Annotated in this window: 21 protein-coding genes and 3 pseudogenes; 16 read left to right on the top strand and 8 right to left on the bottom strand. The window is 43.2% G+C overall.

Annotated features, from left to right (window positions below; genetic code table 11):
• Positions 1-17: 17 nt before the first annotated feature.
• Together QQ041_RS07435 and QQ041_RS07430 are read left to right on the top strand one after the other, a co-directional pair.
• On the top strand, positions 18-284 hold the full coding sequence (locus QQ041_RS07435; RefSeq protein WP_061017461.1) for a hypothetical protein: 267 nt from the start codon (positions 18-20) through the stop codon (positions 282-284).
• A 47-nt stretch (positions 285-331) separates the two neighbouring features.
• On the top strand, positions 332-766 hold the full coding sequence (locus tag QQ041_RS07430) for a hypothetical protein (protein ID WP_061017460.1): 435 nt from the start codon (positions 332-334) through the stop codon (positions 764-766).
• A gap of 139 nt (positions 767-905) precedes the next feature.
• On the opposite strand, the gene QQ041_RS07425 is transcribed toward QQ041_RS07430, so the two are convergent.
• Positions 906-1,421, bottom strand: coding sequence for a cytochrome b/b6 domain-containing protein (locus QQ041_RS07425; protein ID WP_285953461.1), 516 nt, complete (start codon positions 1,419-1,421; stop codon positions 906-908).
• 277 nt (positions 1,422-1,698) lie between these two features.
• On the opposite strand from QQ041_RS07425, the gene QQ041_RS07420 reads away from it, so the two are divergent.
• Together QQ041_RS07420 and QQ041_RS07415 are read left to right on the top strand one after the other, a co-directional pair.
• Positions 1,699-2,538 (top strand): alkyl sulfatase dimerization domain-containing protein, encoded by an 840-nt coding sequence (locus tag QQ041_RS07420; protein ID WP_285953460.1) that lies wholly within the window; start codon positions 1,699-1,701, stop codon positions 2,536-2,538.
• A 161-nt stretch (positions 2,539-2,699) separates the two neighbouring features.
• Complete coding sequence (locus tag QQ041_RS07415; RefSeq protein WP_285953459.1) at positions 2,700-3,962, top strand: peptidoglycan DD-metalloendopeptidase family protein; 1,263 nt, start codon at positions 2,700-2,702, stop codon at positions 3,960-3,962.
• Positions 3,963-4,108: 146 nt separating this feature from the next.
• On the opposite strand, the gene QQ041_RS07410 is transcribed toward QQ041_RS07415, so the two are convergent.
• The 3 genes and pseudogenes from QQ041_RS07410 to QQ041_RS07400 all read right to left on the bottom strand — a co-directional run bounded on the left by QQ041_RS07410 (position 4,109) and on the right by QQ041_RS07400 (position 7,763).
• Positions 4,109-4,429, bottom strand: coding sequence for a heavy metal-binding domain-containing protein (locus QQ041_RS07410; protein WP_146490098.1), 321 nt, complete (start codon positions 4,427-4,429; stop codon positions 4,109-4,111).
• A 36-nt stretch (positions 4,430-4,465) separates the two neighbouring features.
• A pseudogene (locus QQ041_RS07405) lies at positions 4,466-4,744 on the bottom strand (LysR family transcriptional regulator); the annotation flags it as partial.
• On the bottom strand, positions 4,740-7,763 hold the full coding sequence (locus tag QQ041_RS07400; RefSeq protein ID WP_285953458.1) for an HD domain-containing phosphohydrolase: 3,024 nt from the start codon (positions 7,761-7,763) through the stop codon (positions 4,740-4,742). The gene QQ041_RS07400 and the pseudogene QQ041_RS07405, both read right to left, overlap by 5 nt.
• 306 nt (positions 7,764-8,069) lie before the next feature.
• Between QQ041_RS07400 and QQ041_RS07395 the strand changes: the two genes are divergently transcribed.
• The 4 genes from QQ041_RS07395 to QQ041_RS07380 all read left to right on the top strand — a co-directional run bounded on the left by QQ041_RS07395 (position 8,070) and on the right by QQ041_RS07380 (position 11,678).
• Complete coding sequence (locus QQ041_RS07395) at positions 8,070-8,816, top strand: phosphatase (RefSeq protein WP_285953457.1); 747 nt, start codon at positions 8,070-8,072, stop codon at positions 8,814-8,816.
• A 156-nt stretch (positions 8,817-8,972) separates the two neighbouring features.
• Entirely contained in the window at positions 8,973-9,368 is a 396-nt protein-coding gene (locus tag QQ041_RS07390) for a cytochrome b562 (RefSeq protein WP_285953456.1), read from the top strand.
• 336 nt (positions 9,369-9,704) lie between these two features.
• On the top strand, positions 9,705-10,055 hold the full coding sequence (locus QQ041_RS07385; protein WP_146490102.1) for a hypothetical protein: 351 nt from the start codon (positions 9,705-9,707) through the stop codon (positions 10,053-10,055).
• 111 nt (positions 10,056-10,166) lie between these two features.
• Positions 10,167-11,678 carry a PepSY domain-containing protein gene (locus tag QQ041_RS07380; protein WP_285953455.1) on the top strand — a complete coding sequence of 504 codons (1,512 nt, stop codon included), beginning with the start codon at positions 10,167-10,169 and terminating at the stop codon, positions 11,676-11,678.
• 83 nt (positions 11,679-11,761) lie between these two features.
• Here QQ041_RS07380 and QQ041_RS07375 read toward each other — a convergent pair whose 3' ends face one another.
• The gene (locus QQ041_RS07375; protein WP_285953454.1) at positions 11,762-12,694 is read right to left on the bottom strand and encodes a LysR family transcriptional regulator; all 933 of its coding nucleotides are present in this window, start codon (positions 12,692-12,694) and stop codon (positions 11,762-11,764) included.
• 481 nt (positions 12,695-13,175) lie between these two features.
• On the opposite strand from QQ041_RS07375, the gene QQ041_RS07370 reads away from it, so the two are divergent.
• The 3 genes and pseudogenes from QQ041_RS07370 to QQ041_RS07360 all read left to right on the top strand — a co-directional run.
• A complete protein-coding gene (locus QQ041_RS07370) occupies positions 13,176-14,369 on the top strand; it encodes a glycine C-acetyltransferase (RefSeq protein WP_285953453.1) in 1,194 nt (397 codons plus the stop codon).
• A 109-nt stretch (positions 14,370-14,478) separates the two neighbouring features.
• Complete coding sequence (gene tdh, locus QQ041_RS07365; protein ID WP_009845596.1) at positions 14,479-15,510, top strand: L-threonine 3-dehydrogenase; 1,032 nt, start codon at positions 14,479-14,481, stop codon at positions 15,508-15,510.
• Between the two features lie 128 nt (positions 15,511-15,638).
• Positions 15,639-15,779, top strand: a pseudogene (locus QQ041_RS07360) (L-threonine 3-dehydrogenase); the annotation flags it as partial.
• A 111-nt stretch (positions 15,780-15,890) separates the two neighbouring features.
• On the opposite strand, the gene QQ041_RS07355 reads toward QQ041_RS07360, so the two are convergent.
• Complete coding sequence (locus tag QQ041_RS07355; RefSeq protein ID WP_285953452.1) at positions 15,891-16,928, bottom strand: tyrosine-type recombinase/integrase; 1,038 nt, start codon at positions 16,926-16,928, stop codon at positions 15,891-15,893.
• 133 nt (positions 16,929-17,061) lie between these two features.
• Here QQ041_RS07355 and QQ041_RS07350 point away from each other — a divergent pair, with 133 nt between their 5' ends.
• Positions 17,062-17,442 (top strand): hypothetical protein, encoded by a 381-nt coding sequence (locus QQ041_RS07350; protein ID WP_048657759.1) that lies wholly within the window; start codon positions 17,062-17,064, stop codon positions 17,440-17,442.
• Positions 17,443-17,558: 116 nt separating this feature from the next.
• On the opposite strand, the gene QQ041_RS07345 is transcribed toward QQ041_RS07350, so the two are convergent.
• On the bottom strand, positions 17,559-18,050 hold the full coding sequence (locus QQ041_RS07345) for a VOC family protein (RefSeq protein ID WP_112462930.1): 492 nt from the start codon (positions 18,048-18,050) through the stop codon (positions 17,559-17,561).
• A gap of 762 nt (positions 18,051-18,812) precedes the next feature.
• Between QQ041_RS07345 and ltrA the strand changes: the two genes are divergently transcribed.
• On the top strand, positions 18,813-20,285 hold the full coding sequence (gene ltrA, locus QQ041_RS07340) for a group II intron reverse transcriptase/maturase (RefSeq protein ID WP_285953451.1): 1,473 nt from the start codon (positions 18,813-18,815) through the stop codon (positions 20,283-20,285).
• Between the two features lie 282 nt (positions 20,286-20,567).
• Here ltrA and QQ041_RS07335 read toward each other — a convergent pair.
• A pseudogene (locus QQ041_RS07335) lies at positions 20,568-20,818 on the bottom strand (IS110 family transposase); the annotation flags it as partial.
• Between the two features lie 120 nt (positions 20,819-20,938).
• On the opposite strand from QQ041_RS07335, the gene QQ041_RS07330 reads away from it, so the two are divergent.
• The 3 genes from QQ041_RS07330 (at position 20,939) to QQ041_RS07320 (ending at position 23,053) form a co-directional block, all read left to right on the top strand.
• A complete protein-coding gene (locus QQ041_RS07330; protein WP_285953450.1) occupies positions 20,939-21,730 on the top strand; it encodes a hypothetical protein in 792 nt (263 codons plus the stop codon).
• A gap of 205 nt (positions 21,731-21,935) precedes the next feature.
• Positions 21,936-22,433, top strand: coding sequence for a hypothetical protein (locus QQ041_RS07325; RefSeq protein ID WP_016800247.1), 498 nt, complete (start codon positions 21,936-21,938; stop codon positions 22,431-22,433).
• A 44-nt stretch (positions 22,434-22,477) separates the two neighbouring features.
• Positions 22,478-23,053, top strand: a complete 576-nt coding sequence (locus QQ041_RS07320) for a hypothetical protein (RefSeq protein WP_285953449.1) — start codon at positions 22,478-22,480, stop codon at positions 23,051-23,053.
• Positions 23,054-23,277: the final 224 nt, after the last annotated feature.

Raw genomic sequence — 23,277 nt, 5'->3', positions numbered from 1 at the left:
CGAATATGGAATCGAAAATGTTGTTGGAAGAAGTTGTAGAAATTATTGAATTAACCGATTCAGACCATTTATCTCAAGCAATGGAACTGTTTAACGAGCATGGCTTTGTTGACGCAGAGCACTTACCTTTTATGACGGTTGTTTTTGAAACAGCACCAGAGCACCTTGCGAAAAAGTTGTCGCAAATAGGCTTTAAAGGTTTAGTACAAGTAGAGAAGAGCGAAGACGCAACTGGCTTTATGATTGTTGATGCTGAACGAATCCAGCTTAGCAAAAGCGCGTAACTGGAATTGCTCCGTAACATCCATTATGACTATTTGAGGTTAACACAGTGACAACAGCTACCGTTTCATCAACAGAGCAACACGTATCCAATGAACATGCACTTTTGGGTGCGTCGTTATTAGCATCACAAAAAGTAGAACTGGCGCTGTTTACTGTGATCTCTAAATTAGCTAAAGCCTTATCAAAAGAGCAGCAACAGTCATTAGGTTTGGATCTGGATACCTTTTTAAGGGAGAAGCCAAGTGAACAAGCCTCTACGTTGAGCCTATACGAACAGACGTTTGGTGAGCAGCTTCCTTTGACGAAAAATGAACTCAACGATTTTATTTATCATCGAAACTTGGTAACTCGTGGCTTTTGGCGAGTGACTGGTGCCGATGTTAAAGGCGGCGAGAAGCTTGCTAACCCAGAACTTTATTTAAAAGAGTTCTTGGCAAAATGTGAATACTGGCAAGTGATGCTTGATACCCAAGCCAAGTAAGCGAATTGAAATAAGAAAGCCATAGCGAACATGTTATGGCTTTTTTGTTTGTGCAAACAACATTAAGTTTCTTAATGTTATATGGTCGCCTCGAATACTTTGGACAACACTTTTAGTGCTTAAAGCTCGCCCCTAATACCTAAAGCATCATCTTCAAAACATAGTTCCTAGAGACAAAGTGGTGTTTAAGTGCAGCGCTGACATGCAGCACAATTAAACAGGCTAGGGTAATACAACTGGCACGATGTAAATAAAAAAAGAAGCCATTGATTGCAGAGTCAGTAATTAGATTATTTACGCTCACTAGCCAAAATAAAGAGTACGGTTCTTTTAGCATTAAGTAACCAGTACTGAAGACCATAAACATCGTAAGGTACATCAAAGAGTGTGCAAGCTTCGCTACACATTTTTGCCCTTCAGGCACAGAAGTTGGCATGGTTGGCGATGACCGGAAGTGACTCCAGACATAACGAACCACGAACAATGGTGTTGCCACTGTCGCCAATGACATATTGAGTACCGACAGAAAAGAAAACAGCTCTGGATGACTGGTAACATAGTGCATCACATACCCTGCAATTGTTGCATAGATGATTACAGAAGCCATTACCCAGTGCAGTACACGGCTTACTAAATCGTATCGTGGATTATTCAAATTAACCTCGTTCTGATCGTTATTAATATAAAATTCATCTCGATGCAATAAATCAACTCTTTGTATATTCGCATCGCGAATTAATTATATAGAACAGTATTACGCGGTATTTTTATAATTTAGAAATTAATGATGTTGCTTCAGGTGTTTTATAATTATCAATGATGTTTTAGAGTGTTAATTCCAATGCGGACAAGCCAAGTTTGTCGACTTCCTGGCTTGTATACCTATTACAAGATACAGTTAGCTTAAAGATGAAATATATAAGGAATGTATAATGCTTCGAATCTTATTGATTGTAGTTATCTCGGTGTTCAGCTCGATGAGTTTTGCAAGCGAAGAGGATAAATACTCTGAACAGGAATATTTGGATAGACCGCTGATGGAACGCTATATCTTGGATGAGTTGAAGCAACTACGAATGGAACAGCAGGATCTTGAAAGGCGTCTCACCATTCAGATGACAGATCGTGAATTGGCAGTAGCGGATAAATCGTTGAACTATGCCAATGTGACCGTGACGTATTTCTTCTACATTATTGCTGGTGTAGCTTCTCTTATTGCATTGGTGGGTTGGCAATCACTCAAAGAATTGAAACACACCACCAAAGAGATGGCTGACCGACGACTCAACGACATTGCCCAAGATTATGAGAAGAAGTTTAACCTTCTTGAAAGGGATCTTAAGCGTAAGACTCGAATCATCTCTGAGAACAACCGAGAAATCGAAATCATCAATGAAATTCATAATTTATGGTTGAGGGCTCAGAATGCTCAAACTGCCGAGCAAAAAATTGAAATCTACGATGAGATCTTAAAAGTTCGCCCGGGTGATTTGGAAGCACTAACTTACAAAGCCGATGCCGCAATGGACATGCAGGAATACCACTGGGCGATGAGCTTATGTAATCGCGTGTTGGAAGTGGACGATCAAAACGCTCACGCCTTGTATCAACGTGCTTGTGCTTACGCAAGGTTAGGTGCTGAAGGTCAAGCGATCGATGACTTAGAGCGCTCGGTTGAAGCAAGTGGCTCAATGAGAGAGCTATTGGCTGATGAACCTGACTTTGAAATGCTGCGCGGCTTAGAACGCTTCGAAGCACTTCGTGAAGAGTAATGTGAGGTAAAGATCTGTGTTAACTAAGGTGGCGGGCTTTGCACGCTCGCCATACTTTCACACCTATCGCGCTATGGTTTCTTACATTCCATTTATTTTCTTGATTGAATTGTTATGTTATAACACTTTTTAAGTTCCTCGTTATAACCGCTAAGTATTTTATGAAGTTCCTCCGTATTGGCCTGATCGTTATTGCTATCAGTGCATTTTTCCTTGCTTCTTTGCTCTCTTTTCACTCCGAACCAGAACCAGAACCAGAAATCTCTATCAAAATCACACCTTATCAAGGTTCTCAAGCGAATGATGAGGGAGGTGTCGATTTGCAACCGACTCCCAACTCTTTGGTCAAAGTTCATTATTTTGTGAAAGTTGGTGACACGCTAAGCAATATATTTTTGTCATGGAAACTGCCCTATGGAACGGTTCAAAAGGTAATGGAGGCGGATCTGGAGTCTTTGAAACTCGACACAATAAAGCCTGGTGATCATCTAGAGTTGCTGTTGGATAGTGACTCTAAGCAACTCGTTGAGCTGATTTTCCATGAAAGCCTCGTAGAACAAGCTGTCTTTACGAAAAATGATGATGGAAGTTTTAACTACCAATTCCATGAAATTCCTGGTGAATGGAAGGAAAAGCTTTATAAGGGCAGCGTTCATGGCAGCTTTTCAACGTCAGCCTATAAAGCGGGGTTAACTACTAACCAGATAGCCAATATCACCCGCACACTAAAAGACAAAGTCAACTTCGCTAGAGAACTCAGAGCCGGTGATAGCTTTAATGTGCTGGTTAATGAGCAGTACACAGACGATCACCTTACAGGAAAAACGGAAGTTCAAGGGATCTCCATTAAGTTGAGAAACCGAGAAGTGGCGGCTTTTCTAGCACCTGATGGGCGCTTCTACGACAGAGAGGGAAATAGTCTAGAGCAAGCCTTTGATCGATACCCGGTCGACAGAAAATTCCGAAGAATCACTTCTTCGTTCAATCCGACACGAAGACACCCTGTAACTGGGCGAATCTCACCGCACAATGGTACCGATTTTGCGACCCCTGTGGGCTCACCTATCTACTCAACAGGTGATGGTCGTGTGGTGGCACTTCGTGACCACCCGTACGCAGGGAAATACTTGGTGATTGAACACAACAGCGTTTATAAGACACGTTATTTACACTTGAGCCGTTTCTTGGTTAAGAAAGGCCAACAGATTAAGCGAGGTCAAAAAATTGCGTTGTCTGGCACGACTGGTCGCGTAACCGGGCCGCATTTGCATTTTGAAGTACTGGTGCGTGGAAAAGCTGTGGATTCGATGAAAGCGAACCTTCCAATGGCGAGTTCTATTCTTCCTCAAAATAAGAAAGAGTTCCTTACCCGAATTGCTTCATTTGATGGTTTGATTACAGATCAACAGAGCAGTGCAAGCTGATTTATGGTGGCCATTACACATATAGCCGATAGCTAATGACCGTTGATTTTCCCTTCCCGCTTAATGGGAAGGGGAATAGCAGACAAGTTATTTACTCGACTGTTTTAGCAGCTTGGCTTTTGGCTATTTGTCTTTTTATTACTTAGTTAAGCAACTACCACCGCAGTACCGCTGGCAGACACCATTAGCATGCCGTTACCTGTGCCAAGCACTTCATAATCGATATCAACACCGACCACCGCGTTAGCACCTGCTTCAATCGCTTTCTGTTCTAACTCTTTGAATGCGTAGTTACGTGCTTTTTCCAATTCCTTCTCGTAAGTGCCAGAACGTCCACCCACAAAGTCACGAATCCCCGAAAACATATCTTTGAAAACGTTAACCCCTAGGATAGCTTCTCCAGCAATAACCCCTTTGTAATCGACAATGCGCTTGCCTTCGATTGATTGTGTGGTGGTAATAATCATAATGGCCTCTTGTAAGCTTGCTGAGTTGTTACTCGCTTATTGATTGATAGTTCGGTCTTGTTCTTGAATGTCATTGCTCCGTGTTGTCTCTGAGCGCGTGAATTCATGCCTCAACCATGTTCTCAGTTTTAGCACACTTTCTTGTTTTAATTTGTTTTTTGGGCAAACAAAGTAGAAATCTTGGTGTGGGTTAGCGACTGGCTCGCCAAGCTCAACCAGCATGCCATGACTGATGTCATCTTTCACAAACAAGTGGGGGCTGATTAATACCCCAAGTGAGTGAATCGTAGCTAAAAGCGAGATATTAAGATTAAAATAATGAGCGTATGTGCTCTTTTACTCGGTCGATGTGTTGGTTTGGTTCAATCTCACAACGCTGCTTAGTCTCTAGGAATCGCTCAGCGTATTTGTCGTAGATTTTGTTTTCTAAGAACAGCAAATACAGCTTGGGATCGATATGACCGCTGGTGGCCATGTCGGTCATGATGTTGAGTGATTCGCTTAGGAGTTTGCCTTTCTTATACGGGCGATCACTAGAGGTGAGCGCTTCGAATACATCGGCAATGGCCATCGCTCTGGACGGCAGAGGTAACTGGTCTTCGTTTAAGCCTCTCGGGTAACCCTTACCATCGATACGTTCGTGGTGTCCGCTAGCAATATCCGGAATATTCTGGAGGTAAGGCGGATAAGGCAGCTTGTTAAGCATGGTGAAGGTTTGAATAATATGATCGTTGATCATGAAACGTTCTTCATCGTTTAACGTGCCACGACGAACTTTCAAGTTGTGCAGTTCACCTTGGTTGTATTTGACCTCTCCTGGCTTAAGCACAAACGCTTCTTGCCATACATCAGCAGGGCTAAAGCCATTGTCCCACGGTATTTTATGCTCAGGCTTATCGGCAAGTAGCGGTTCCATCACCGGTAGTATTTGGTCTTTTCTTGCTGGCTCAGCTTCACTCTCCTCTGTCGTGTCTTGTTGTTCATTGAATCTCTCTTTTTCAGACCAAGATAACCCTAGCTGATCGTCGAGTGTTCGTTTCCATTGGCGCTTGGCTATTCGGTCTAAGCGTTCTAGTTGTTCGTCCGTCATCGACTCTCCACCAAGGTTGCACTCAGCAACGAAGGCAAATTCTTCATCCAATTCTGACAAGCTTTGTTCGAGGGTCTTAAGCTGATCCTCTTGAAGCGCTCCGTTCGCTATGGCTTTCCAATAGTCGGTTTCAGCCTGTTGTTTTAACAGTTCGAAACGCATTCGCACTTCGTGGATTCGGTCGTAAATGGTTTCAAGTTTTGTAGCTTTGTCTACGACATACTCAGGTGTGGTTACCTTGCCGCAGTCATGAAGCCAAGCGGCGAGCATTAACTCTTCCCACTGTTTACTATCCAATGAGAATTTCGGGTAATAACGGTCATCATCAATGGTTGCTTGAGTCAGCCATTTGGTCAGTTCAGGCACTCGTTGGCAGTGCCCGCCCGTGTAAGGTGATTTGGTATCAATCGCTGATGCAATCAATTCGATAAAGGCATTCAGCATGTCTTTCTGTTGCTGCATTTGGTCAATGTTATCTTTGGCTATTTCCGCAAAGCTGAGCAGTTCTCGTAAGAAGGCGTGCTTGTCTGCCTGCATCTTGGTAATCGGTCTTTCATAGCCAATTGCGACGATACCCACCAACAACTTCTCACGGTTTAATAGTGGAAACAGGTACAGATCTGAATTGAAGATTGAGTCTTGGTAATAGTTGAGAACATTGTCTTCTCGGTTTAAGTGGATGGTTTCCCCAGATTTAAGTTGGCACAACAACCAAGGGGTATGTTTGATGAAGTCATTAATGTCGGCTTTAAAGGGAATAATGGCGAGGTTAGCTGCAGTATCAAACACGTCTTTCTCTTTTGATTGGGTGAAAAGGACGATGGTTTCTGCTTTGGTAATTAAATAGCTTTGGTGAGCAATATTCTTGGCTAAGATCGAAAATTCCTGATTACCTGCAGTGTCTCGAAGTAGTGTTATCAGGTCATGAAGCGTGTGTTCCATCAGCTCAATCGAATGGGCGAGGTTAGCCACTTCTTGAATCATGCTTTTGGGATAATGAGTACGCCTGAAGTCAAATCGAGCGATGTTGTCGGTGAGTTGCATCAGCGTATTAAGCGGCTGAGACAGTCGATTAGCAACAAACCATACGATAGCGAAGCAGATGAACAACATCCCAATCGCGACCGCAACTTGCTTGTCTCGCATTGAGATAAGATCAGCGAGCAGCTCATTGTGTGGCGTCGCTTCTGCCAAGTATAAGGTGACGTTTTGAGTGAGTTGAACCGGCGTTAGCGTTAATGCCCAAGTGTTTAAGTTGTATTCAACGTTTTTTAGGTTGAGGTTAAACTTCTCTTCATCAGAGATAAGCGGCGCTATGACGGAAGCTTTCAATGCTTCCATCTGTTCACGTTTGGGCACATTAAAGAAGCTTAGGTCTTGCTCACTACCAGAGAGTTTTCCCGTCGCTTGGTTATTCGTTTTCTCAATTTCACTTGTGTCATTAGGCTGGGAGGTAAGCTTGGGAATTGATAGATCAAGTTGATGCTGACCGAGAAGATTAAAATGTTGGTCGAACAAGGCGAGTCGAGTTTGCGGAGAGTAGGCCAATTCACTGATCTGGGAAGAGAGAGATTTCAACGTGAAGTCGGCACCAACGACATGCTTGCCATCCAAAGAACGTCTAGAAAGCGTAATGCCATTGGTTTGCAGGAAATAGAACAGGTAGGGCTCAGAAAGTTGTATTGAGCCGTCAGGCTTTGCATTACGAAACCAAGGTCGAGTCGTAGGGTTGAACTTACTCTCGTCTTGTCGGGTACTGATCACTTGGTGTGCGCCATCGAGAAAGCTAATAAAGTTTTCACCATCTAGGTTGGTGCTGCTGACCATCATTGTCGCTTTGGCGGGAGCGTTGTTGTCGGCTCTCTGTTTAATGGAACTCAGAGGCCGAAAGATTCTAAAATTACCATCTTCAGAGCCATAGAACAGAGCGACTAAATTGGTATTTTGTTTGAAGATGATATCGACCGAAGCAAGCCAAGATTCTTTTTCGACGGAGGAGGTTTGATGAGTAACAAACGGGCTTACTGCCATCACGTTTAAGGTTGTGATGACTGGGGCAATAGCTTGTTTAAATACCGATTCCAGCTTATCGCGATGTTCATTACTGACTTCGCGCACGGTGCCTAAAAGCAGTTCTTGAGAGTGCCGATAACTTATCGAAATCAGCACTGCACCGACAAGTGTTGTCAAAATTAAGAAAAGGCTAGTGATGTGGATACTCAGCGGATATCGTCTTCTTCTCATCTAACACTCCAGTTTGGTGACTGGTTTAAGTATTGACGAACTTGGGTAGGTTGCAAAAAATTGGCGTAATTACTGAGTTCATTGCGGATAAGTTCGGGCTCTCCGCGTTATTTTGAGTTGTCTAAAGGAATGAATAATAAACCTTTATGTTTGGGTGCTAATTGTCACTTTCAGCTGATAAACTGGTCGCATTGCTGCCATTAGGTATTTCTTTTCAGAAAAAGATGCAGACACTCCTTTCCAGAAAGAAGTTCAGAGTCACTTTCTGAAAAACGTTTTTTGACCAAGCGAAGAGGGCATTGATTCATGGAACTCAAAGTAGATACTCACACTCATACATACGCAAGTGGTCATGCTTACAGCACATTGATCGAAAATGCCAAGTCGGCAAAGCAAAATGGTTTAGCCATGTTTTGTACCACCGACCATTCAGAATCAATGCCTGGTGCTCCACACTATTGGTTCTTCAGCAACCAACGTGTCCTTCCTCGTTTTATCGAAGAGGTTGCCATCATCCGTGGTGTTGAGTCGAATATCATGAACACTCAAGGAGAAATCGATATCCATCCGAGTGTAGATAAGAACTTGGATTGGGTGATTGCAAGCTTCCACGAGCCCGTTTTTCGCCCATCGGATGTCGCAACGCATACAGAGGCTCTCGTGAACGTGATTAAGGGCGGGCGAATTGATGCGCTTGGTCATCTAGGGAATCCTAATTTTGATTTCGATTTTGAAACTGTCATTCAATGCGCAGTTGAGCATAACGTAGCGATTGAAATCAATAACACCACACTTAAAGGTAATAGCCGAGTTGGCAGCGTTGACCGCTGTTATGAGATTGCAAGAATAGCGAAAGCGAAGGGTGCGTTTATTACTACAGGCAGCGACGCGCATTTCTGTTTAGATGTCGGTGGCTTGGACTTGGTCGCTGCATTGTTAGATGAAGTGGGTGTAGATTCGAGTAAAGTGATCACTCATTCACCACAGCAATTCTTAGAATTTTTAGCTATACGTGGGCGTGAATCTATCGTTGAGTTTTCGGGGTTTGAGTGATTGATCGTCTGTTATTAGTTAGCTAGTTTGCATTTCGACACAATCAATTTTTGTGCGTGACGGATTTTTGTATACACTAGCCGGAAAATAATAAAGTCGAAGTGCCACAGTAATGATGGCTCTAACTTCAAAGAGACCGCTTCACTTGGAGAAACAATGAAAACTCGCTCAATCCTTTTATCTGGTTTAATCGCTGCTTCAGTATTGTCTGGCAACGCATTTGCTAATGTAGACCTTAAGAAAAACATGCAAGAAATGAAGCTTGCATTCAAACAAGCGGCAGAAGCTCAAAGCATTGAAGAGATGCAAAAGCCTATCGTTCGTTTAGATACGTTAGTAACAGAGCTGAAAACGGGTGTTTACCCAGTAGAGAAAGAAGATAACTTCATGGAAGGCTTCAAAAAGATCAGTGCATCACTGGATAGCATTGAACAGAAGCTAGACCAAGGTGACTTAGCGTCGGCACAGCAAGAACTTCGTACTATTGACGGCCTTCGTGAAGAGTACCATGAGAAACGTAATCCAAGTATTTGGAGTAAGATCTTCGGTTAATTTGCTAATCAATTGAGTTTGCTTATCTATCACTGCCGATAGCTATCTTGTTCGCTAGAGTTACCAAAACAAGTTAGTAGATAACAAAATTCAACTTCTAAAACGCCGCTTATATTTCCTTTTTCAGGGAAAATATAAGCGGCGTTTTTAATTGTCTTTTTTCTAATCAGTTTGATGCACTGAGGTGTGTAATATTTTATTAGTGTTTCTGTTGTAACCAGTTTTTAACTAAATAGAGTGTGCGTTAGCTTCAATTTTTTAACCTGATGCTAATCTTTACGTTTACCTATATAACAAGTGCCTCATAATAAGGGAAATTTATAAAGATTAGGAATAATGCGCCGAACTTCGTTCAATTTCTCCATGTTACTTGCTACAGCATTAAGCTGGGTGCTAGTGACATTAATGCCTGTTATCAATGCTCATGGTAACAGTGCGGGAGTATGGGCGTCGTTATGTACGGTCAATGGCTTTGAACTGGTTCAGATTGAAGAAGGTGAACCAAACACACACAAAGGAAAACCGTGTCCGTTTAGCCATTTTTCCACGTTTCACCAAGATGAACTTCCAACTACACTACTGACAACTCGACTGAGTTCTATTGTCTCCGACAGCTACGCTTTTTTGGCTCTAAGCGAACGCTACACGAGGCAAGTTCCACGCGGCCCTCCCTTTGATATTGCTTAAACCTAACCCATTAAAACAATTAAAAAATATAGTATTAAGTAAAGTTAAACATGCTCCGATTACTTTCTGATTTTTCAGAAGGTATGTTTGCGCGTGTCAAAGGAAATAATAATGTTGAGAAATGAATCTCAAGCCTCTGCGAAAGCACAAACTAATTCGCAGTCAGCAAGCAGTGTAAAAACGAAAGACCGCAATAAATTCCTCTACTTCCTCACATGGCGCTGGCACTTCTATGCTGGGCTATTCGTTATCCCATTCATGTTAATGCTGAGCATTACTGGTTTGGTGATGTTGTTTGATGATGAAATTGAATTGGCTTTCCATCACGATGCGATTGAAGTTGCTGCATCGGGTAAACCCGTCAAGGCTTCACTGCAGTTAGCCGCAGTGCAGGAGCAATACCCACAAGGCTCGGTGACGCAGTTTGTTCCAAGCAAAGCACCTAATCTCGCTAACCGTTTTTCAGTATCACTTGAAGACGGAACGTCCGTTTTCGCCACCGTGAATCAATACACTGGCGAAGTGGTCGGAGAGATTCCGCGCAGCGATAGCCTTTATCAACTCGTGAATGATATTCATGGCACCTTACTAATCGGTGATTGGGGCGATTACCTTATTGAAGTGGCGATTAGCTTATCGATTCTGCTTCTTATCAGCGGTATCTACTTATGGCTACCGAGAGACAACGCTAGCCGTGCTGGTTTTCTTAAGCTAAGAGTGTCATCTGGGTCACGTGTACTGATGCGTGACCTACATGCGAATATTGGCGGCACGTTATCGCTTATCCTGCTGTTGTTTATTCTTTCAGGATTGGCGTGGACGGGCTTCTGGGGCGGCAAGTTAGTCCAAGCATGGAGCACTTTCCCTGCTCAAATGTGGGATGATATACCGCTGTCTGATAAGACGCACGCATCGCTTAACCACGGTTCAGAAGAAGAACTGCCGTGGAACTTAGAACAAACACCACTGCCGTTGTCTCAAGATAAGCCTGCAGAGCATGTACACCACGTGGAAGAGGCACCTGAACCTCATGTTCACTCTAAGATGGGGGAAGACCACTCTCAACATGTGATTGCAGCAAGCAGCTTTGGTATTGATGATGTCATCGAAAAAGCACGATCTCTCGGCTTCACGCAATACAAGGTGAACTTCCCACGCTCAGAAACGGGTGTTTACACAGTGACAGCGAATACTATGGGCGGTGACATCATCGATCCAACTCAGGATCGCACCACGCATCTAGACCGATACTCAGGTCGTATTCTGGGTGAGGTGACATGGCAGGATTACAATTTTATCGCTAAGACACTGGCGGTCGGTATTTCTCTACACCAAGGTGACATCAGCATCATCAACAAACTTCTAAACGCTCTGTTCTGTTTTGCGTTCATTGTTGTGTCAGTGACTGGAGGCGTTATGTGGTGGATGCGCAGACCTTCTGGCCAACGCAAGCTTGGAGCGCCACCTAAGTTTGGTGACGAAGGCCTATGGAAAGTAGGCTTAGTAACTGTCGTGGTTATTTCAGTGCTGTTTCCACTCGCGGGTGTGACTATCGTGACAGCAATGCTATTGGATTGGTTGTTGTTTTCACGCGTTGAGAAACTGAAGATGGTGTTAAGCTAATCAATATCTAAACAGATCCTCTCAGTTTGAGAGGATCTGTATCATTCACACAATGCTTGCAGCGTTATGTATTTCTTTCAGTATCAGTTTATTTCTCCTGCCAGCTTGTCACCCAAGTGTTCCATCGCGTAATCAATGAATACACGCAATCGGGCTGGCATGTACTTGGTTTGAGCAAACTGCATTGCGATAGCACCATGGTAATTACTCTTGATAGTCCAATCTTCCAATACCTGTACAACAGAGCCTTCAGCCAATGCATCTTGAATCACGAAGTCATGGAAAATACCGACACCTAGACCTTCTTTCACACCTTTTAGTCGCATCTGCGAGTGGTTAACTGCGTAACGGCCACTGACGGATACAGTGTGAAACTCATCGTCTTTCAAGAAGTCCCAAATGTGGTCTTTGTCTGTCTCTGCAAGGTATAAACAGTCATGTTCAGAAAGGTCTGTTGGGTGGTTTGGAACTCCTTTGGCTTTCAGATAGTAGGGGCTCGCACATAACACGAGGTTTGTCTTTCCAAGCTCTTTCAAAACCAAGCTTTCATCGGGCTTATCGGTAAGGCGAAACGCAATGTCGATACCTTGGCGCAATATGTCGATGTCGCCGTCAGCCGCTCTTAACTTGAGCTGGATCTCTGGATATTGACTTAAGAATGGAACAACAAAAGGCTGTAGCACTGAGTTTAAGAACGCCTCAGGCGCCGCTACCGTTATAGAGCCCGCAGGTTCAGTATGGTCGGAGGTTGAAAGCTCAACGGCTTGTTGCGCCGCGTTGATCATCACCACGCTCTGATCGTATACCAATTGGCCTGCTTGGGTGATGATAAGGGTACGAGTGGTTCGTTCAAACAGTTTCACCGACAGTGCTTTTTCCAAGCGAGTGATGAGCTTACTCAAGGCTGAAGGTGTCACCCCTAACTGTTTTGCTGCCGCAGTAAAGCTCCCTTCATTTACCACTAAAATGAATGAGGCTAGATCTGGAAGTAGGGCGATGAGTTTAGGGTTGACCATAAGTATCCACGAGTTTCGGCGATGAGCGTAAAGTGATTGTGAGCGATTTACTTTGATTTGTGAATCAATTTCATTAATTGCTTAGTGTGATTGCTCTGATAGATTGATGTGTTTGAAGCTTATCTGTATAGCGGCGTTGCTGGTGCTCATTATGAGATAAGCCGGTTTTGATCACTATATCGTTTTGATATTAAAAATTGAGATTTGATATGAAAGCGAAATTATAGGGAAATTAGAGGAGATTTGGCGTTTAAAAGAGAAAGCTAAGGGCGTTAATGTGCCCTGTGTCACTGGGATGAATAATGATTGATGCCTGTGATTCATTAATGTTTTTCCAACTAAAGGGATAATCGGATCCGGCATGTTCAACTAGAATATAGGCATAAGTTTTACAGTGTAAATGATCGTGTTGAGATCGTTTATATCCCTACATAATGCGGCGCGCGATGCTGCTGAATAATAACTAGGAAGGAATGAGACAATGTCTTCTGCATTTTACCAACAGATTCAAACTCAAATCGAAGAAGTTAAAGAAGAAGGTCTTTACAAGTCTGAGCGCATTATTACTTCTGCACAAAAAGCAGCGGTTTCTATCTCGACTGGTGAAGAAGTACTAAACTTCTGTGCAAACAACTACTTAGGTCTTGCTAACCACCCAGCACTTATCGAAGCTGCTAAAGACGGTATGGATCAGCACGGCTTTGGTATGGCTTCAGTACGTTTCATCTGTGGTACTCAAGACTCTCACAAAGAACTAGAGCAAAAGCTATCTACGTTTCTTGGTAAAGAAGACACTATCCTTTACACATCTTGCTTTGATGCAAACGCTGGCCTATTCGAAACGATTCTAGGCAAAGAAGACGCAATCATTTCTGATGCTCTAAACCACGCATCTATCATTGATGGTGTTCGTCTATGTAAAGCAATGCGCTTCCGTTACTCGAACAACAACATGGAAGAGCTAGAGCAGCAACTAATCGCAGCTAAAGATGCGGGCGCTCGTCACACGCTTATCGTAACTGACGGTGTGTTCTCAATGGACGGCGTAGTCGCTAACCTTCCTGCTATCTGTGACCTTGCTGACAAGTACGGCGCACTAGTGATGGTTGATGATTCTCACGCAGTTGGCTTCATGGGCGAAAACGGCGCGGGTACTCACGAGTTCCACAACGTTGTAGACCGTATCGACATCATCACTGGTACACTTGGTAAAGCAATGGGTGGCGCTTCAGGCGGTTACACTTCAGGTAAGAAAGAAGTGATCGACTGGCTACGTCAGCGTTCTCGTCCATACCTATTCTCTAACTCTGTTGCACCTGCAATCGTATCTGCGTCTATTCGCGTTCTAGACCTTCTTGCGGAATCTGGCGACCTACGCACTCAACTATGGGATAACTCTGCTCACTTCCGTACTCGCATGGAAGAAGCGGGTTTCACTATGGGCGGTGCTGATCACGCAATCATCCCAATCATGCTTGGTGATGCAAAAGTTGCGGCTGAATTCGCAGAGCGCGCACTAGAGAAAGGCATCTACGTTGTAGGTTTCTCTTTCCCTGTAGTACCAAAAGGCCAAGCTCGTATCCGTACACAAATGTCTGCTGCACACTCTCGTGAGCAGCTAGACCGCGCAATTGATGCGTTCATCCAAGTTGGTAAAGACATGGGCATCATCTAATTTTAAAGGGGTGCCACGGCATCCTTTAATTAGGTAGAGCAACACCCAATAGAACATATAGATTTTTGATTCTCGCCTTACAGTTAGGCGAGATGAACTAGGTAACATTATGAAAATTAAAGCACTTTCTAAGCTTAAGCCTGAAGAAGGCATCTGGATGACCGAGGTTGAAAAACCTGAAATGGGTCATAATGATCTTCTTATCCGTATTAAGAAAACCGCAATTTGTGGTACAGACGTACATATCTACAACTGGGATGAGTGGTCACAAAACACAATCCCAGTACCTATGGTAGTAGGTCACGAATACGTGGGTGAAGTTGTTGGCATCGGTCAAGAAGTTCGTGGTTTTGAAATCGGCGATCGTGTATCTGGTGAAGGTCACATCACATGTGGTCACTGTCGTAACTGTCGTGGCGGCCGTACTCACCTTTGTCGTAACACAACAGGTGTTGGTGTAAACCGCACTGGTGCGTTCTCTGAGTTCCTTGTGATCCCTGCGTTCAACGCATTTAAGATCCCCGCAGAAATCTCTGACGATCTAGCATCAATCTTTGACCCGTTTGGCAACGCAGTACACACAGCGCTTTCTTTCGACCTAGTAGGCGAAGATGTGCTAATTACTGGTGCTGGCCCAATCGGCATCATGGCTGCAGCTGTTGCTAAGCACGTTGGTGCTCGTCACGTTGTAATCACTGACGTAAACGAATACCGCCTAGACCTTGCTCGTCAAATGGGTGTGACTCGCGCAGTAAACGTGATGGAAGAGAAGCTTGAAGACGTAATGTCTGATCTTGGCATGACTGAAGGCTTCGATGTAGGTCTAGAAATGTCTGGTAACCCATCTGCGTTCAACAGTATGCTGACTAACATGAACCACGGCGGTAAGATCTCTCTACTAGGTATTCCACCATCAGACATGGCAGTAGACTGGAACCAAGTAATCTTCAAAGGCTTGGTTATCAAAGGCATCTACGGTCGTGAGATGTTCGAAACTTGGTACAAGATGGCTTCTTTGATTCAATCTGGCCTGGATCTAACACCAATTATTACTCACCATTACAAAGTGGACGACTTCCAGAAAGGCTTCGACATGATGCGATCTGGTATGTCTGGTAAGGTGATTTTAGACTGGGAGTAGGTTACTACCGGTTTTGAATATCAGAAGGCAACAGGTAAAACTGTTGCCTTTTTTATCGCCATTCTGTAGCCATTTTTAATTGGTAATAAATTTAATCTATTGATATTTAATGGTTATTTTTGTTTTTGTATATAGTGGCAAGTTTGATTCAATCCGGCCTAGATCTAACACCAATCATTACTCATCACTTTAAAATTGATGATTTCCAAGCAGGCTTCGATGCTATGCGTAGTGGGCTTTCTGGCAAGGTTATTCTTAATTGGGAATAGATAAAATCAGGCTCTAAATAGCAAAAGGCGAAAGTGAAAACGGTCGCCTTTTTTACGAATAAAACCGCTAAATAACGGTCGATTACAGTGTGTGTCGCCATTTTGTCGCCATTAATTTTCTAATGGGTTGAGGTGTACCGCTTGTATCAAATGTTCTGGTGCAAAATGGGAATACGCCATTGTCTGCTCAATTTTAGTGTGTCCAAGAATACGCTGTAACACCAAAATATCCCCTTTGTTCATCATAAAATGCGAAGCAAAAGTATGCCGTAAAACATGCGTCGCTTGTCCACTCGGAACGTGGCTAGGTAGAGCCCTTTTAATGTAGCGCCAGGCATCCTTGTAAGTAGTGTTGAAAATTTCATGGTTGCTCACCGCGATATCTAAGATCTCTTGATATAAAGCAGGTGAGATGGGCACACTTCGATTTCTCTTACCTTTTGTCTCGGTGTAAGTCAGTTTGAATTCAGATATCTGTGAACGGGTAAGAGTCAGAGCTTCACTTATACGAGCTCCGGTGGCCAAGCAAATCTTAGAGATTACAATAAGTTGTGGGATCGAGACTGTAATAACTCGGTTGCAATTCTTCAGGTTAACCAAGAACTCTTCAATTTGTGGCTTGGTTAGATATGCCAGATTCTTCTCACTGGTTTTGATTGTCTCGATAGCTTCAAGCGGATTGGGGTATTTCCATTGATTGTACTTAATCAGTTTCTTGAACATCCCCTTTAGGTAAATCAATTCCATGTTATGTGTTGTTGGTGAAATCTCAATAGATTTATTTTTGCCACGGTAAGGTATTCGTGCTGCACGATAGTCTAAGTAGTCTCGTTCTTTAAGGTGATAGGCAATCGGGTTACCTAATCCTTCAATTGTTTTGGCTATTAGCTCCCGAGCTTGTTTACCTGATTTCAACGTATGACCGTGTATGCTCCACCAAGTGTCTAACAGCTCGCTCATTCTACGGTGATCCGGTTTAATACCCATCCATGGCTTATCGTCAATTTCTCTCATTGTGTGAAGCTCAAAAGCCTTGGCTTCGCCTTTAGTCGCAAATTTCTTACGAACACGCTTCCCCGTTCGCCCGTTTGGGTAACATTCGCAGATCCAAGGTTTGGTAGAACCATCTTTTAAATTGCGGACAGACATAATAAAGCCTAATATAACTGTATATAAAAACAGTTTAAGTTGGGCTGGAACGTAGAACAATGTTTTATTTAGGACAAAAAGCACAGGCTGGGCACCTATCTCAAAGTGCTAAGAAAGTTAATAGGTTTTTGCTATGTACCAATCAATTCATGTGACTTCTGGATACAGCCATTTCAAAATTAACAGCGATGGTCCAATTGGGATAAGTAAGAAGAACCAAGGGATGATTGATGCGCTTTTGAAGTTAGGTAATCGTTTTACTGCGCCATTTGGTGGATTTATAGAAGCAGAGAATGTGATCGGTTTGAAATGGGTGAAGCTGGTTGATATTAAATATCTGTGCACCGATGAGGAAGCCGAAACTGTCGAGTACGTCATACAAAAAGACCACTATGTAGTGGGGACGTACCAAGACCGGAAGTTGTATATTTTATTGTTTGGTGGAGAACCAAAGCACCATCAGATTAGAGGCCTTGAACAAGACGGGAAGAACAATGTGTTCGGGTTGTTTTAATATTAGACGTTCAACCAGCGCATTCTTGCCCCAAAATCATTTAGGCAATAGAACAAAAAAGCCCACTAGAGCTAATCTCTAGTGGGCACTAAATGTTTATTTAGAACGTAGGACAATTACTCGTAATCAGAAGCGTAGGTATCTTCGTAAGAGTGAGAGTAAAACTCGAACAAGTTACCAAACGGGTCTTCTAGGTAAACCATCTGCGCTTGTTTTAGCTCGTCTTCTGGGTGGTAACGGTGAATATCCATGCGCACTTTACCGCCAAACTCTTCTACACGCTTAATTGCAGATTCAAACTGCTCTTTTGGTAGTTGCAGACAGAAGTGGAAGATACCTAGGCGAGAAAAATCAACGTTATGACGCTCTTCACGGTCAACCATTTCGAACAGTTCCACACCGATACCATCAGTTGTCACTAGGTGAGCGATGTTGAAGCCTTTGAAACCTTCACCAAACACTGCAATACACATACGACCGATTGCAGATTCACGTTCTTCGATTACTTTAGTGTTGTTCATTACAACGCGAAGGCCCAGAGCTTTAGTGTAGAACTCTACAGCTTTGTCCATATCGCCAACCATGATGCCCACGTGATTCATTTTCATAACTTTCTCCAAAAACTGATTTAATTATTTGTTTGTGTCTCGTTTCGATGTGGAGAAGTATAGGTATGAAATCGCCAAACTTAAAATTATCAATAATTATAAGTCTGATAACATAAATTTATAATTATTTGGTGTGTAGCATTCTACGAGTAATGGTTTAGCTGACTCGTTTTTGTCCGTGCGACCTGAAGTCGTATGAAGCGTTGTTCACCACGATAAGAGTGAACCATCTGTATCACCAGATGACCCTAGGATTCTGAATAAAGCAGCGAATCCGACAATGTAACGAAACTTGGTTGTTAGACCGAGTGGGAACTGAATCGTGAGAGGACGTTCTTCCTGATAACCACAAATTGGGTAAGTGCTAGGGTGTCAGTATGATGAACGTAAGTGAATCCACGTAAGGCGCGTTATGTGATGAAGCAGCGGAAGTGGTTAATACGCTGTGGCCAAAATGGCAATGAGAGTCGGAAAGAGGTTGGACAATACTCTTTCGTGATCGGTGTACTCTCCGCACTATAGTGGGCATCTAACCTGATATTTTGCGCGACATACGGAACAGGGTAAGCCTGTATATCTCCCTATGGGAAAGCGGTCTGCGAAGATTGCCGATAGGTGTGCAGGTAAAGGAGGTTAGAGAAAGCAAAGGCCGCTTTGTAATGAAGTGGATACAGATGTATATCTGACGCGAAAGCGAGCTGACTTCTAACTGGTCTCCCGTTGCAAGATGATTTGAAGAACTTTATTTAAGGAGAAACGCAAATGATGGCTTCATCAGAAGTTAGTGCCTCTCCTAATGGCACTCAATGGCAATCCATTGATTGGAAAGTCATAGAGTCGCATGTGTTAAAGCTTCAAATGCGCATTGCAAAAGCAACCCGAGAGGGAAAACACAGTAAAGCAAAAGCTTTGCAGTGGGTCTTAACGCACTCGAGATCAGCTAAATTACTTGCTGTGAAGCGAGTGTCCCAAAACAAAGGCAGTAACACTCCTGGAATCGATGGTGTCATTTGGAATACGGATGCTCGTCGAATGACCGCAGTGGATCAATTGAATCGCAGAGGCTATCGAGCTAAACCGCTCAGACGCATCTACATCCCGAAAAAGAATGGCAAACTCAGACCTCTAGGCATTCCATGCATGATAGATAGAGCGCAACAAGCGTTGTATCTGCTTGCTTTGGAGCCAATTTCGGAAACAGTAGCAGATCCAAATAGCTACGGTTTTCGCCCTAATCGCAGTACGGCAGATGCGATTCAACAATGCTTCAAATGCTTGTGCCTTAAGCGTTCAGGTCGTTGGGTTTTAGAGGGTGACATTAAAGCTTGCTTTGACAAGATCGGGCATGAATGGCTACTTGAAAATGTTCAAATAGACAAAAGGATGCTGAAGCAGTGGTTAGGCTCTGGCTATATCGATAAGGGCTTGTTCTACCGAACATCGGAAGGAACTCCGCAAGGCGGAATTATCTCCCCAACGCTTATGTTACTGACACTTGCGGGTTTAGAAAAGCTCGTAAAAGAAGTTGCTAAGAAATCGGGAGAACGAGTTAACTTTATAGGTTATGCGGATGATTTTGTGATAACGGGTTCATCAAAAGATGTTCTTGTTAACGAAGTCAAACCACGACTGATTGATTTTCTAAAAGAAAGAGGGTTGGCACTCTCTGAAGAGAAAACGCACCTTACTCATATAGATGATGGCTTTGATTTTCTAGGTTTTAACCTCAGGAAGTACAAAGGAAAACTGCTCATCAAACCGAGTAAAACTAGCGTTCTCTCCTTCTTGGGAAACTTGCGTGAACTCATCAAGAAGCACGCAACAATGCCTGTCAATGATCTTATCAGACTATTGAACCCTAAACTGAAGGGCTGGGCGAATTATTATCGCCACTGCGTTGCAAAACGTACTTTCGGTTATCTCGGTCATCAAATCTTCTGGTTGCTGTGGCGATGGGCGGTAAGACGTCATCCTACCAAACCAAAAGACTGGGTAAGGCGCAAATACTACATGAACAGAAGTGGTGGTTGGCAATTTCATGGTTGGCAGAAAATCGCCAATATTGACTGTCACTACAACTTGGCTCAAATAGCGAAAACGCCAATTAAAAGACATGTGAAGATCCGAAGTGCGGCGACACCGTTCGATCCTCAGCACCAAGATTACTTGGCAAAGAGGAAGCCGAAAAAGGAAAGTCGTCACTCTTGGTTTGATCCTGCTTTAACTGCTATCTAGGTTGCTGGGTAACGTAATACGCCTTAGCGGAGGCTTGAGCCGTATGCAGTGAAAGTTGCACGTACGGTTCTTAGGAGGGCGGCACTCGGTAACGAGTGTCGTCTATCCGACAAAACCTTATGATATGAATTCTTACGCGTGGTACTTTCTAGCTCGAAAGTGCCCCAAACCTTCTCAGACCCAACGAACTGACTAGCTAGTCAGTGCAGTAATAGACCAAATTAATTGAACAGCTTCGCAGATAGCAACGGCATCATTAAGGTCGTTCTTTCCCTTAGTTCAATAAGGAATTACGTATTGAACAGCCATAATGCGGGCGTCGTGACCCAGTTTATTGAGTGTTCTTGCCCAATAATGTGCACCACCACACGCTTAACGCCTATACGCATGAGTGGCATATTTGCTATTGTAGTCAGTAATTTAGAGCGAGTTACCGACTTATGAAGTATGACCTTACCATTTTGGTCTACAGCATGAAGACTAAAGTGTTTTTTAGCTAGGTCGATACCGCAGAAATAAGAATAGTTAAACATGGTACCTCCGAAGCCATTAAGTACCACATAAGTGTGGTAGCTCCTCGGCAGGGGAAGTCCATGTCATTCGTTAAGTGTTTATGTCCTATACTTTTTTGATTACTCAATTACGGAGCGAACATGAAAATACAAAATACAAAATACAAAATTATTGCGGTTATTGCATTTACGACATTACTATCTGGCTGTCCCTTAGAAGGCGACGACGGTAAAACAGGAACTATTGGCGCAGCAGGACCGACTGGCGCAACAGGGCTTGCTGGTATCAATTGCTGGGACATCAATGGAAACAGGGTTGATGATCAAGACGAAGATGTAAACTTTGATGGCGCCTGGAATGCCCTTGATTGTCGCGATACCAGCTCTATAGCACAGGTTAAGGAAGCTGAATTAAACCACCAGCATGTTTGTGATGCGTTTGCCAATCTATCGCCACCTGTATACCCAGATGGTTGTCCGTCAGCGAATGCTACAGCGCCATCGGGAACGCTGACTCAATTCTATAGAGGCACTGACAGTAAACTTTTTGACGACGGCGCCAATGGATATACCACCTGTAACATCACACCTAATAACGGGCCGCTGAGTATCGTGTATAGAACAAACAAATCATCTGCATGGTTTGAACTTGAAGATGCGTACATTGCCAAAAGAGAAAGTGTGGAAACAGCTAGTGAAATTGACAATGATGATTGCTACAACTTATGCAATGGCGATCCGCGCTGTATAGCGTCCCTTGCGTATAAAGTTGATAGTGATTTGCAATCCTCTGAGTGCTTAATATTTTACCATTCGGATACCGTTACTAAATTTGAACGCCCTTGTGGCTTCGATTATGGTGGTAATGAGGCGCGTGATTATTGTAGAGATGGGCTCGGTCTGAATAATCGCTGGTCTGCGAAGTGCCCATAAAACCCAATCACTTAATAAATCAAAACACTCGGACGCAGCAAAGCTGCGCCGATGTTTGATGCGTGACTTCCCCGTACCTCAGCTATCCGTTACATCCTAATTTAATAATATAACTGACAAAGTTTTGTCCATAAGCGTCTTATGGACGTAGGTTTTCTCGTTCACTCACTACACACATACATTATGTAGCAAATGGAGTATATTCATGGGAAGAGAGATAGCACCTCAAGAGCTGAGCAACTTCTATCAGAAGACAGGAGAAGCAATCTGGCACCTCCAGCATGTTGAAGACTTTCTTATCAAGCTCTATATCGTTGGTTCTATTCACCTTAATCTTAACGGAATATCAGCAAAAAACGCAGAATCGAAGCTCAATCAATTTAGCAAAAAAACTTTGGGACAGTTAATCGGTTTACTTGATGGTACTCCAATTGTCACCGAAGACTTCGTTGAAAAGCTTCGGGGATATAACGATGTACGAAAATGGGTAGTACATAACTCCATGCGAGAAACAGAGAATTTACTTTACTCTCAAACTGATCGTGACTTCTTTATTAACCGCACAACTAAGTTTACGGATCTGTCAGTTGAAATTCAAAGTGATATTGAAGCTAGGCTATGGGAGTTAACAGTCGCAGGTGGAATCTCACCTCAAGAAGTCATGGCTCGTGCTGATGCAACCGTAGATTCATGGAAAAAATAGGAATAACAACGGGTTACACCTATTGGGTGATCACAGGAAAACAAATGAAACCTACAATATTCGAAGAGCTATTTCTAAAACAAGCGTATAACCGTTTCTACGATTTGTATGAAGAAGTCATGGATGACGAGTTTTTGTGTAGGGATGATTGGTACCGATTTAGTAAAGTTTCAGCAGCATTTTCAGTGTATTCGGAGTTACTCTCTTATGAACCACTGAGACACGTTTTAGATCTAATGAAAACGCAACGTCCACCAATGGAATCGGAGATTGGTGGGCAACTGTTCAAATTTATTAGAAACTTACTGGCTCATTTCCCATTATTTGAACGCTGGGATGATGTTTGGATTAATCAGCCTATGGCAAACTGGCAGAGAAGTGGTTTAACTATAGACCGCTTTCTCACTAAATACAGCGAAGCCACTCCTGTGAAGTATCGCTTCTGGGAACCTGAAAAACAAAAAATGACTTACATAACAATTAACTTCCCTAACAGTTATGGTCACGAAAAAATCTATTTAAAAGATATGCTGGCTGAGAAAGATGGAGTTAAGTTTTCTCTCATTATGATGCGTAAGATCTTGGATACCCAAGTAGAGTCTGTAGGTGAAAAGTCATAACAAGGTGTTAAATGCTGTAGTATGGAACATATCGTTGAAATTATAAATAAACCAATGGGGTAAGATGTTTCCCATACTTGAAATAATCCATCGTTCGCTAATTTAGCAAAACCACTGACTTGTTTCTGTCCGTGCGACGTGAAGTCGCATGAAGCGCTGTTCACCGCGATAAGAGTGAACCGTTTGTATCACCAGACGACCCTAAGGCTCTGAATAAAGCAGCG

This window comes from Vibrio sp. TMPB1044 (genome assembly GCF_030442075.1).
GTDB lineage: Bacteria > Pseudomonadota > Gammaproteobacteria > Enterobacterales > Vibrionaceae > Vibrio > Vibrio satsumensis.
Note: the sequence above shows the minus strand (reverse complement) of the source record. Positions and strands in the feature narration are given on the sequence as shown.

Excerpts from the sequence above, each read along its gene's own strand:
- QQ041_RS07370 (WP_285953453.1), top strand. The coding sequence starts at position 13,176 with ATGTCTTCTGCATTTTACCAACAGATTCAAACTCAAATCGAAGAAGTT.
- QQ041_RS07320 (WP_285953449.1), top strand. The coding sequence starts at position 22,478 with ATGAAACCTACAATATTCGAAGAGCTATTTCTAAAACAAGCGTATAAC.
- QQ041_RS07385 (WP_146490102.1), top strand. The coding sequence starts at position 9,705 with ATGCGCCGAACTTCGTTCAATTTCTCCATGTTACTTGCTACAGCATTA.
- QQ041_RS07435 (WP_061017461.1), top strand. The coding sequence starts at position 18 with ATGTTGTTGGAAGAAGTTGTAGAAATTATTGAATTAACCGATTCAGAC.
- ltrA (WP_285953451.1), top strand. The coding sequence starts at position 18,813 with ATGATGGCTTCATCAGAAGTTAGTGCCTCTCCTAATGGCACTCAATGG.
- QQ041_RS07325 (WP_016800247.1), top strand. The coding sequence starts at position 21,936 with ATGGGAAGAGAGATAGCACCTCAAGAGCTGAGCAACTTCTATCAGAAG.
- QQ041_RS07410 (WP_146490098.1), bottom strand. The coding sequence starts at position 4,429 with ATGATTATTACCACCACACAATCAATCGAAGGCAAGCGCATTGTCGAT.
- QQ041_RS07415 (WP_285953459.1), top strand. The coding sequence starts at position 2,700 with ATGAAGTTCCTCCGTATTGGCCTGATCGTTATTGCTATCAGTGCATTT.
- tdh (WP_009845596.1), top strand. The coding sequence starts at position 14,479 with ATGAAAATTAAAGCACTTTCTAAGCTTAAGCCTGAAGAAGGCATCTGG.
- QQ041_RS07395 (WP_285953457.1), top strand. The coding sequence starts at position 8,070 with ATGGAACTCAAAGTAGATACTCACACTCATACATACGCAAGTGGTCAT.
- QQ041_RS07380 (WP_285953455.1), top strand. The coding sequence starts at position 10,167 with ATGTTGAGAAATGAATCTCAAGCCTCTGCGAAAGCACAAACTAATTCG.
- QQ041_RS07330 (WP_285953450.1), top strand. The coding sequence starts at position 20,939 with ATGAAAATACAAAATACAAAATACAAAATTATTGCGGTTATTGCATTT.
- QQ041_RS07345 (WP_112462930.1), bottom strand. The coding sequence starts at position 18,050 with ATGAAAATGAATCACGTGGGCATCATGGTTGGCGATATGGACAAAGCT.
- QQ041_RS07355 (WP_285953452.1), bottom strand. The coding sequence starts at position 16,928 with ATGTCTGTCCGCAATTTAAAAGATGGTTCTACCAAACCTTGGATCTGC.
- QQ041_RS07350 (WP_048657759.1), top strand. The coding sequence starts at position 17,062 with ATGTACCAATCAATTCATGTGACTTCTGGATACAGCCATTTCAAAATT.
- QQ041_RS07375 (WP_285953454.1), bottom strand. The coding sequence starts at position 12,694 with ATGGTCAACCCTAAACTCATCGCCCTACTTCCAGATCTAGCCTCATTC.
- QQ041_RS07390 (WP_285953456.1), top strand. The coding sequence starts at position 8,973 with ATGAAAACTCGCTCAATCCTTTTATCTGGTTTAATCGCTGCTTCAGTA.
- QQ041_RS07400 (WP_285953458.1), bottom strand. The coding sequence starts at position 7,763 with ATGAGAAGAAGACGATATCCGCTGAGTATCCACATCACTAGCCTTTTC.
- QQ041_RS07420 (WP_285953460.1), top strand. The coding sequence starts at position 1,699 with ATGCTTCGAATCTTATTGATTGTAGTTATCTCGGTGTTCAGCTCGATG.